Here is a 9,054-nt window from a genome sequence, read left to right on the forward strand (position 1 = left end):
GTGTTTGTTTTTTTCTACCACACTGTATCTGTGTGTTGTGGGGGGGGTGTTTTTTTTTAACACCCCAGGGGTTTTTGCCCGCCGGGGGGGGGGGGGGGGGGGGGGGGGCGCCCCCCCCCCCCCCGTGACCACGTTCAACCGATCGTGTACAGCAAGTCTTTCCGTAGGCGGGAATCCCTTGACAACAAGGCTCCGTCTACGAGGAGGACAAGAGACATGAAGACGCAGGCGTTCACGGCCGGTGCGGCTCTCGCGGGTTTGCTGCTCACGTCCGCGCCGGCACTTGCCGCACCGACGTTCGAAGACCAGGTTTTGGCTCTGACGAACGGGGAACGGTCGGCGGCGGGCTGCCCGGCGCTCACCGCCAACGCCCAGCTCGCGGCCGCCGCCAAGCGGCACAGCGACGACATGGCGCGGACCGGCAACTTCTCGCATACCGGCTCGGACGGCAGCACAGCCGCCCAACGGGTCACCGATGCGGGGTATCACTTCCGGGCGATGGCCGAGAACATCGCCGCCGGCCAGGCGTCCGCCGAGGAGGTCGTGCGCGCGTGGATGAACAGCGAGGGCCACCGGGCCAACATCGTGAACTGCGAGCTGCGCGACCTGGGCGTCGCCCACGCCGTGGACGGCAACAACAAGGTCTACTGGACGCAGGACTTCGGCGCGGCGGGCTGACCGGCGTCACGGGCCGACCCGCACGGTCGAGACGACCTCGACGGTGCTGCCCTCGCCGAGCAGCTCGGCCCCGACCACCTTGGTCAACAAGCCCTCGACCTTCACCACGAGCCCCCGCCTCCCGGCGAACGCGGCCAGGTTCACCGGGGTGCCCTCGGTGAAGGTGACCTCCTTCAGGCCGGTCGCGCCGGCCAGCGGCGCGAGCGACCGCGCGTCCCGGGTGGAGGTGAGCTTCAACCGCTCCAGGCCGCGCAACCCGGACAGCGGTCGCAGGTCGAACACCGTGGTGTGCGACAGGTCGAGCGCGCCCAGCGCGCCCAGCGCGGCGAGCGGGCCGAGGTCGACCGTGCCGCACCGCCGCAGCGCCAGGGTCTCCAGGGTGGCCGCCCACCGCTCGACGGCGTGCACGTTCGCCGGCCGCACGTCCTCGAGCCGCAGGTCCCGGGGTTCCACCAGGAAGGCGAGCACGTCCAGCGAGTTGAGCCGGCGCGCGCCGGTGAGCTTCAGCACGTCGAGCCGCCACCGGCCGAGCCCGGCCAGCTCGGCCGCGTCCCACCCGCCGATCAGGTTCACGTGCCGCAGCCGCGGCGCCCGGCGCAGGCCGGCCAGACCGGTGATCTCCCCCGCCGTGACCCGGACGGCGTGCAGCGCGGGCAGCGCGCCGAGCGGCGCGACGTCCAGCCTGCCGGGGTGCACGACCCGCAGGTGCCTCAGCTCCGGTGTGCGCAGCGTGCCGAGGTCCGGCTCGTCGCGCAGGGTCAGCGTGAGGACCCGGACCTGAGGGGGCACGAAGTCGAGCGGACCGGGCGGCGCGGGGCACGACACCCGCTGCACGTGCTGGAGGTGGCGCAGCCCGCGCGCCATGGCGGGGTCGGTGAGGCTGACGGCCAGCACCGGCAGGTCGGCGAGCACCGTCGCGGCGTAGGTCTCGGGGTCGAACTTGCCCCACGCGGCGACCAGCTCCTGCTTCACCCGTTCCCGGGTGTCCCGCCCGTGCGCCGCCAGCAGCGGCAGCGCGTCGTCCAGCCCGGTCGCCGCGGCGGCGCGGACCGTCGCCGCCACCTCCACCTCGGTGCGCGGCCGGGCGGCGGCGAGGAGGTCGAGCACGAAGGCGCCCGCCGAGGCGAACGACTTGGCCGCCGTGACCGAGCGCGGGGGCAGCAGGCGGGCGACCCGGTCCTCGATGCGGCCGCGGAGGTCGGGGGTCAGCTCCGGCGCGGTCTCCAGGCACGCCACGGCGAGCAGGTGCAGGGCGACCCGGTGCCGCCGGGTCTCGTCGCCGCGGGTGAGGATCCGGTCGAGCAGTTCGTCGCGCCGCCCCCGGGAGGCGTGGCCGCAGGCCATCACCACGACCTCGTGCCACTGGTCGAGGTGGGCGTGGGCGACGAGCGTGCCGATGTCGTCCCCGTCGATCGCCGCGCCCGCGGCCAGGTACTCCTGGAAGGTGCGGTGCACGAAGTCCACCCGGCCCTCGACCGGCTCGCGCAGCAGGCCGCTGCGTTCGAGCAGGTGCCGGTAGACCTCCTCGGCGGACGCCCGGACCTCCGGCATCGACCGCAACCGCCGCTCGACCTGGCCGATCGCCCGGTCGACGGGCGCGTCGGTGAGGTCGTTGCGGATGAACCAGTAGGCCAGGTCGCCCAGGAGGATGACCTTGCGGGTCCGGGTCAGGCCCGGCAGCGGTTCGATGCGCCGTTCGGCGTCACGGCGTTCGAGCAGCATCTGCAACGCCGTGTCGTACAGCTCCATGCGGCTCTCCGGCAGGTGGCCTCGCCGGTCGCGGTGCAGGGCGCACAGCAACGCGCACAGCAGCGGGTACCCGGCGAGCTTGCGCAGGTGGTGCCGGGCGCGGAACCGGTCGAGCAGCCGCGCCTGGTAGCCCGCCAGCTCGTCCCGGGCCGGGTGGTCGGACAGCTGCGAGCGCATGGCGGCGTGCCAGCGCTCCACGAACACCCGGACGTCGGTCGCCGTCATGGGTTGCAGGGAGGCCACCACGAAGTCGTCGGCCGCCAGCCAGTTCGGGTCGACCGCGCCGGGGCGCGACGTCACGACGAACTTGGCCGCGGGGAAGGCGAGGATCAGCGAGCGCAGCCACTCCCGGGCCTCCTGGCGGCGGTGCGGCGCGAGTTCGTCCACGCCGTCGACCAGGACGAGCCCCCGCCCCGACCTCAGGTGCCGCTGCACCCAGCCGGGCGGCATCTCGTCGGCGATGTGGCGGCCGACCTCGTCCAGGAACCGGTCCGCCGACGGCAGGTCGCGGTCGGCGTAGCGGCGCAGCGGGATGAAGAACGGCACCGCGTCGTTCCAGTGGGTCAGCGGCTCGGCGAAGTCGCGCCGGGCCCCGCGGACCGCGATCCACTGGAGCAGGGTCGTCTTGCCCAGGCCCGCCTCGCCGCGGACGAACACGCGGTCGCCGGACGCCAGCAGCTCCTCCACCCGGCGGCCGGGCGTGAAGTAGTCCCCGGTCACGGCGTCGGCGGTGATGCTGAGGTAGGCGACCGACAGCGGGTAGCGGCGGCTGCCCTCCGACAGCGTCGCGCCGAACATCTCCACCTGGTCGAGGGTCCGGGCGACGAGCTGCCGGTAGTCGTAGGAGAAGTCGGTGGAGCTGCGCCGTTGCGGCAGGCGGGCCAGCACGTCCCGGATGCCGGTGACGATTTCGGTCTCGCGGCGCAGGATCTCGGTCAACGCGCTCGGGCCGAACGGCGGCAGCCGGCGGGCGATCTCGATCACGTACCCGGCGCACTCGCGCAGCAGCAGGCCGTAGAGCTGCGTGCCGTCCGCGGACAGCCCGTCGGTGGCGTCGGCGGCACGTCCGCGCAGGTGCCGGTCGAGGCGGCGGGCGTCGAGGTCGGCGGCGAACAGGTCGTCGTCGTCCAGCGCGGCCCGCTCGAACGTCTCGCGCACGGCCTCGATCGCGGCCAGTCGCTCGTGCTCCGGTAATCGGCGGTACTCGTGCTCCAGGATCGGCTGGACGCGTTCGATCACGGCATCGGTGAACTGGTCGCCCATCCGCCGCAGCCGGCGCTGGTCCAGCGCGCCGGTCAACTGCTTCTCCAGCAGGTCGACCCCGGTGCCGCCGACGGCGGCCGTGACGGACTTGTCACCCAGCCACAGCTTCAGCGCGCTGCGGACCACGGACGCGCCCAAGGGGATCAAAGCCATCTCGATGCCCATGCCGCACAGCTTCGCACCCACCGTCGCCGGCGGGTGCGAAGTCCCGTGCGGAGGTCAGCAGTAGATCGCGCTGAACAGGTCCACGACGGCGTCGCCCGGCACGTCGGCGGGCAGCGGGTTGTAGGACAGCGTGGCGCGGGTGCCGTCGTCCGCGCGGGTGGCGTACGTCCGGTAGCCGAGCAGCTCGCCGCCGTGCCCCCACACCGACCGGCCGCACGGCAGGTCGAACCGCTGCAACCCGAGGCCGTAGGCGAAGACGGTCCCGGTGTCCTCCCGGGTCTGCCGCATGGCGTCGAGCGAGGCCGCGCTGGTCAGCCTGCCGCTCAGCAGGGCGTCGAAGAACCGGTTGAGGTCGTCGGCGGTGGAGATCATCTCGCCGGCCGCCCAGTCCAGGGTCGGGTTCATCAGGGTGGCGTCGACCAGCGCGCCGTCCACTTCGGCGTAGCCGCGGGCGTGCGGGTGCGGCAGGCCGGGGTACCGGCCCGGCACGAGGGTGTGCCTCAGCCCGAGCGGGCGCAGGACGCGGGCGCGGACCTCGTCGCCGTAGGTCCGGCCGGTCACGCGTTCGACGACCATCCCGGCGACGATGTAGTTGGTGTTCGAGTAGCGCCACCCCTGGCCCGGGTCGAAGTGGGACGGCCGGGCGAACGCCACGTCGAGCAGGTCGCGGGGCCGGTACGTGCGGAAGCGGTCCGCGCCGCGCCACCGGTTGGTCGAGTAGCCGGCCTCGTGCGCGTAGTCGTACAGGCCGCTGGTGTGGTTGAGCACCTGGCGCACGGTGACCCGGTCGCCGTTGCGGCCCGCGGGCACGCCCGCCACGTACCGGTCCACGGGGTCGTCCAGCCCGACGCGGCCCTCGTCCACGAGCTGGAGGACGACGGTGGCGACGAAGGTCTTGGTGGCGCTGCCGATGCGGAAGTACCCGCCGACCGACGCCTCGCCGGCCGCGTCCGCGCGGGTGCCGGCGGGGGTCTCGGCGGTGAGCAGCGCGCCGGAGGCCCAGCCCTGCCCGACCCACCCGTCCATCGCGGGGAACGTGCCGCTGACGGCCAGCAGGACGCCGGCGATCGCAGTGTTGATCATCACGGGGACGACGCTAGGCGGCGGCGCGGCGGCGGCCCATGGGGAACGCCACCCGGTCCGCTGTGGAGAACCGCAGTCCGGGTGGCGCTACGCGGCCGTGCTGCCGTCGGGCTCGAGCCCTCGGCTCCACGCCCGCACGGCTTCACCGAACCGCCCTGCGCCACGATGCCCACGACGCGGTTGCGGATGAGGTCCACCGGACATGGCTACAGGTGGAGGTGGTGCCGCCGGCCGACGCCCCTGGCAGGATCGGGGCGTGAGTGACATTCAACGTGTTGGAGTGGTGGGATCGGGCCTGATGGGCTCCGGCATCGCCGAGGTCTGCGCGCGGGCCGGGCTGGACGTGCTGGTGGCCGAGGTCAGCCCGGACGCCACGGAGGCCGCGCGGGGGCGGATCGCCTCCTCGCTCGGCCGAGGGGTGCGCAGCGGCAAGCTGTCCGCCGAGGACCGCGACGCCGCACTGGAGCGCCTGCGGTTCACCACCGACCTCGCAGACTTCGCCGACCGGAACCTGGTCGTGGAAGCCGTCGCGGAGAACGAGCAGGTCAAGACCGAGGTGTTCGCGGCGCTGGACAAGGTCGTCGTGGACCCGGAGGCGATCTTCGCGTCGAACACCTCGTCGATCCCGATCATGAAGCTGGGCATGGCCACCGGCCGTCCCGAGCAGGTCATCGGCGTGCACTTCTTCAACCCCGTGCCGGTGCTGAAGCTGGTCGAGCTGGTGCCGTCGCTGCTGACCGGCGAGCGGACGAAGGCGCGGGCCGAGGAGTTCGTGACCGGGGTGCTGCACAAGGAGGTCATCCGGTCGCAGGACCGGGCCGGGTTCGTGGTCAACGCCCTGCTGATCCCCTACCTGCTGTCGGCGATCCGGATGCTGGAGTCCGGGTTCGCCAGCGCCGAGGACATCGACAACGGCATGGTGCTCGGCTGCGCGCACCCCATGGGTCCGCTGCGCCTGACCGACCTGATCGGACTGGACACCACCAAGGCGATCGCCGAGTCGATGTACGAGGAGTTCAAGGAGCCGCTGTACTCGCCGCCGCCGTTGCTGCTGCGCATGGTGGACGCGGGGCTGCTGGGCAAGAAGAGCGGGCGCGGGTTCCACAACTACGCGGCCTGACCGGGGTCGGAGCAGCGGGCGGGGCCGTCGACCGGGTGGTCGGCGGCCCCTTGCGCTTACCACACCGAGGGCGGGGCCGTCACGCCCGGAACGCGGCGAAAAATCGACGGACCGCGTCTCGAATGGCCGCGCGCAATAGCGGGCAAACGTCCGACGGTACCTCAGCGCGACGCGCGGGCAAAATGCCACGATCCGTCATCGCACACCGCCGGCCGATTAGTGCGAAAGACTGACGGCGCTCAGGTCAAGAGGCCGTTCGGAGCAGTCTTGATTACCGTCCCCGGTCACGCGACTACTGATCGACAGGACCTGTGACCTGGCTTTAGAGTGCCGTACGTCACGCTACGGCCGCCTGGTGGACAAGATTGCTTCGCCTAGCGTAACTTTCGACTCGCCCCCCACGAGGAGAACCCCGCCTTGGACCCTCAAAAAGTCTCCATTCGCGATTTCACGGGCCGTCAGCTCAGCGCCCTGCTGCACTCCCTGGGCATCACGCAAAACACCGTTAAACCCGTGGGATTGCTCGCGGACGCGCTCGGCCCCGGCGGTCTGCACCCCATTTCCACCAGGCCGGCCTGGCCCTCCGACGTGGCCGACGACCACACCCCGGTCGAGTTCTCCGCGGCCTTCGCCGCGGGCGAGGCCCCGACCGTCCGGACGATCGTCGAGACCACCGCGACCAGGCCGTCCAGGGCCGCCAACACCGCGGCGGCGCTCGCCGCGCTGGACCGGATGAAGCACCGGGAGAACCTCGACACCCGCCGTTTCGACGCGGTGCGGAACCTGTTCCTGCCGGACGACCCGGAACGGGACTTCACATTCTGGTATTCGTTGGTGTTCCGCCCGGACGCGACGCCCGAGGTCAAGGTTTACCTCAACCCGGAAGTGCGCGGAGAGGCAGCCGCCGAGGACGTGGTGCGGGAAGCGCTGGAGCGGACCGGTTTCGCCGCCGGTTTCCCGGTCCTGCGCGCCAACGCGGTGACCCGCCCCGGACTCGACAAGTATTCGTTCTTCGCGCTCGACCTCGTCGAACAACGACGGGCCCGGGTGAAGGTCTACATCTCCCACCACGCGGCGGATGTAACGGACGTCACTCGTGCGGCCAAAGCCGCGCGCGGAGTCGATGTGGACAGGGTGCCCGATTTCTGCCTGCTCACCGGCGGCAGCACCGGGACGTTCGACCGGCGACCCCTCATTTCCAGCTACACGTTCCTGGACGGCGACGCGGACGTGCCCAGCGGCTATTCCCTGTACGTGCCGATCCGCGACTACGTGACCGACGACGAAGAGGCACGTCGCCGCGTGCTCGCGGTGATGGACAAGTACGACCTCGACCCCACGCAGTTCGACAACGCGCTGCGCACGATCGCCCGACGTCCGCTGGACGAGGGCGTCGGGCTGATCGCGCACGTCTCGCTGCGCATGGGCAGGCCGCGTCCCGGCGTCACCGTCTACCTCTCGTCCGAGGCGTACGACATGGCCTCACCCCGTTCGATCAGCTTGGCAGGCTAGGAGTCACCGATGCCCACGATGGAGCCGTACCGCATCAAGGTCGTGGAGCCCATCCCGATCACCACCCGGGCGCACCGCGAGCGGGCGCTGGCCGCCGCCGGCTACAACCCGTTCAACCTCGCCGCGACCGACGTGACGATCGACCTGCTCAGCGACTCGGGCACCGGCGCCCTGTCGGCCGAGCAGCAGGCGGCGGGGATGCGCGGTGACGAGACCTACGCCGGTGCGCGCTCCTACTACCGCTTCCGCGACGTGGTGCGGGACCTGACCGGCTACCCGCACGCCTTCCCCGTCCACCAGGGGCGCGCGGCCGAGCGGATCCTGTTCACCGCGCTGCTCAAGCCGGGCCAGGTCAGCGTCAGCAACACGCACTTCGACACCACGCGCGCGAACGTCGAGATCCTCGGGGGCCAGGCCGTGGACCTGCCCTGCCAGGCCGCCAAGGACCTCGACGACGACGCGCCGTTCAAGGGCGACATCGACCTGGACGCGCTGGAGGCGATCCTGTCCGGCCCGCGGGACGTCGCCGTGGTGCTGATCACCATCACCAACAACGGTGGCGGCGGCCAGCCGGTGTCGATGGCGAACATCAAGGCGGCGGCGGAACTCGCCCGCCGTCACGGCGTGCCGTTCTTCCTGGACGCGGCGCGGTTCGCGGAGAACGCGTGGCTGGTGACCCAGCGGGAGCCCGGTTACGCCAACCACACCCCGCGCCAGGTCGCGGAGGAGGCGTTCCGCCTCGCCGACGGGTGCGTGGCGAGCCTGAAGAAGGACGCCATCGTCCACATGGGAGGGCTGCTCGCGATCCGCGACCCCGAGCTGGCCGCCAAGTGCGAGCTGCTGCTGATCGCGACCGAGGGCTTCCGCACCTACGGCGGCCTCTCCGGCCGCGACCTGGAGATGCTGGCGCAGGGCCTGCTGGAGGTCACCGACCCGGAGTACCTGCGGGCACGGGCCGACGCCACCGCGTACGTGGCCGACCTGGCGCAGGCCGCGGGCGTGGACAGCGTGCGGCCGACCGGGGTGCACGCGGTGTACCTCAACGCCGGTCGCCTGCTGCGCCACCTGCCGCCGCACCGGTTCCCGGGGTTCGCCCTGGCCACCGAGCTGTACCTGGCGGGCGGCATCCGGTGCGCCGAGCTGGGCTCGCTCTACCTGGGCGAGCTGGACGACGCGGGCGAGCTGGTCAAGCCCGCGCCGTACGAGCTGGTCCGGCTCGCCATCCCGCGCCGGGTCTACACGCAGAGCCACCTGGAGTACGTCGGCGAGACGCTGGCGGAGATCGCGAAGGACCCGGAACGGGTGCCGGGGTACCGGTTGACGCACGCGCCCGCGTTGTTGCGGCACTTCAACTGCCGGCTCGAACCGGTGGTGTAGGGCGTCGGACGCCAGATGGGGGGGGGGCGGTGACCGCGTCCCCCCCCCCGCGCGGGGGGGGGGGCGCGCCCGGCCGGGCCGCGGGCCGCCCCCGCCGCGCCGCCCCC

General features: G+C 72.1%; 6 protein-coding genes. 4 read left to right on the forward strand and 2 right to left on the reverse strand.

Annotated features, from left to right (window positions below):
* The first annotated feature begins 216 nt into the window (after window positions 1–216).
* A complete protein-coding gene (locus ACFXGA_RS07485) occupies window positions 217–678 on the forward strand; it encodes a CAP domain-containing protein (protein ID WP_378085184.1) in 462 nt (153 codons plus the stop codon).
* Between the two features lie 6 nt (window positions 679–684).
* On the opposite strand, the gene ACFXGA_RS07490 is transcribed toward ACFXGA_RS07485, so the two are convergent.
* Together ACFXGA_RS07490 and ACFXGA_RS07495 are read right to left on the reverse strand one after the other, a co-directional pair.
* Complete coding sequence (locus ACFXGA_RS07490) at window positions 685–3,855, reverse strand: NACHT domain-containing protein (protein ID WP_378085186.1); 3,171 nt, start codon at window positions 3,853–3,855, stop codon at window positions 685–687.
* Between the two features lie 54 nt (window positions 3,856–3,909).
* Window positions 3,910–4,938, reverse strand: a complete 1,029-nt coding sequence (locus ACFXGA_RS07495; protein ID WP_378085244.1) for a serine hydrolase domain-containing protein — start codon at window positions 4,936–4,938, stop codon at window positions 3,910–3,912.
* 256 nt (window positions 4,939–5,194) lie between these two features.
* On the opposite strand from ACFXGA_RS07495, the gene ACFXGA_RS07500 reads away from it, so the two are divergent.
* The 3 genes from ACFXGA_RS07500 (at window position 5,195) to ACFXGA_RS07510 (ending at window position 8,947) form a co-directional block, all read left to right on the forward strand.
* Window positions 5,195–6,058 carry a 3-hydroxybutyryl-CoA dehydrogenase gene (locus tag ACFXGA_RS07500; protein WP_378085188.1) on the forward strand — a complete coding sequence of 288 codons (864 nt, stop codon included), beginning with the start codon at window positions 5,195–5,197 and terminating at the stop codon, window positions 6,056–6,058.
* A gap of 513 nt (window positions 6,059–6,571) precedes the next feature.
* Entirely contained in the window at window positions 6,572–7,570 is a 999-nt protein-coding gene (locus ACFXGA_RS07505; RefSeq protein WP_378085190.1) for a tryptophan dimethylallyltransferase family protein, read from the forward strand.
* Window positions 7,571–7,579: 9 nt separating this feature from the next.
* Window positions 7,580–8,947, forward strand: a complete 1,368-nt coding sequence (locus ACFXGA_RS07510) for a tryptophanase (RefSeq protein WP_378085192.1) — start codon at window positions 7,580–7,582, stop codon at window positions 8,945–8,947.
* The last annotated feature ends 107 nt before the right edge of the window (window positions 8,948–9,054 follow it).

It is taken from the genome of Actinosynnema sp. NPDC059335, from assembly GCF_042752395.1.
Classification (GTDB): domain Bacteria; phylum Actinomycetota; class Actinomycetes; order Mycobacteriales; family Pseudonocardiaceae; genus Actinosynnema.

What these genes read in the sequence shown, in the direction of transcription:
- ACFXGA_RS07485 (WP_378085184.1), top strand. Translation starts at nt 217, where the DNA reads ATGAAGACGCAGGCGTTCACGGCCGGTGCGGCTCTCGCGGGTTTGCTG.
- ACFXGA_RS07495 (WP_378085244.1), bottom strand. Translation starts at nt 4,938, where the DNA reads ATGATCAACACTGCGATCGCCGGCGTCCTGCTGGCCGTCAGCGGCACG.
- ACFXGA_RS07490 (WP_378085186.1), bottom strand. Translation starts at nt 3,855, where the DNA reads ATGGGCATCGAGATGGCTTTGATCCCCTTGGGCGCGTCCGTGGTCCGC.
- ACFXGA_RS07510 (WP_378085192.1), top strand. Translation starts at nt 7,580, where the DNA reads ATGCCCACGATGGAGCCGTACCGCATCAAGGTCGTGGAGCCCATCCCG.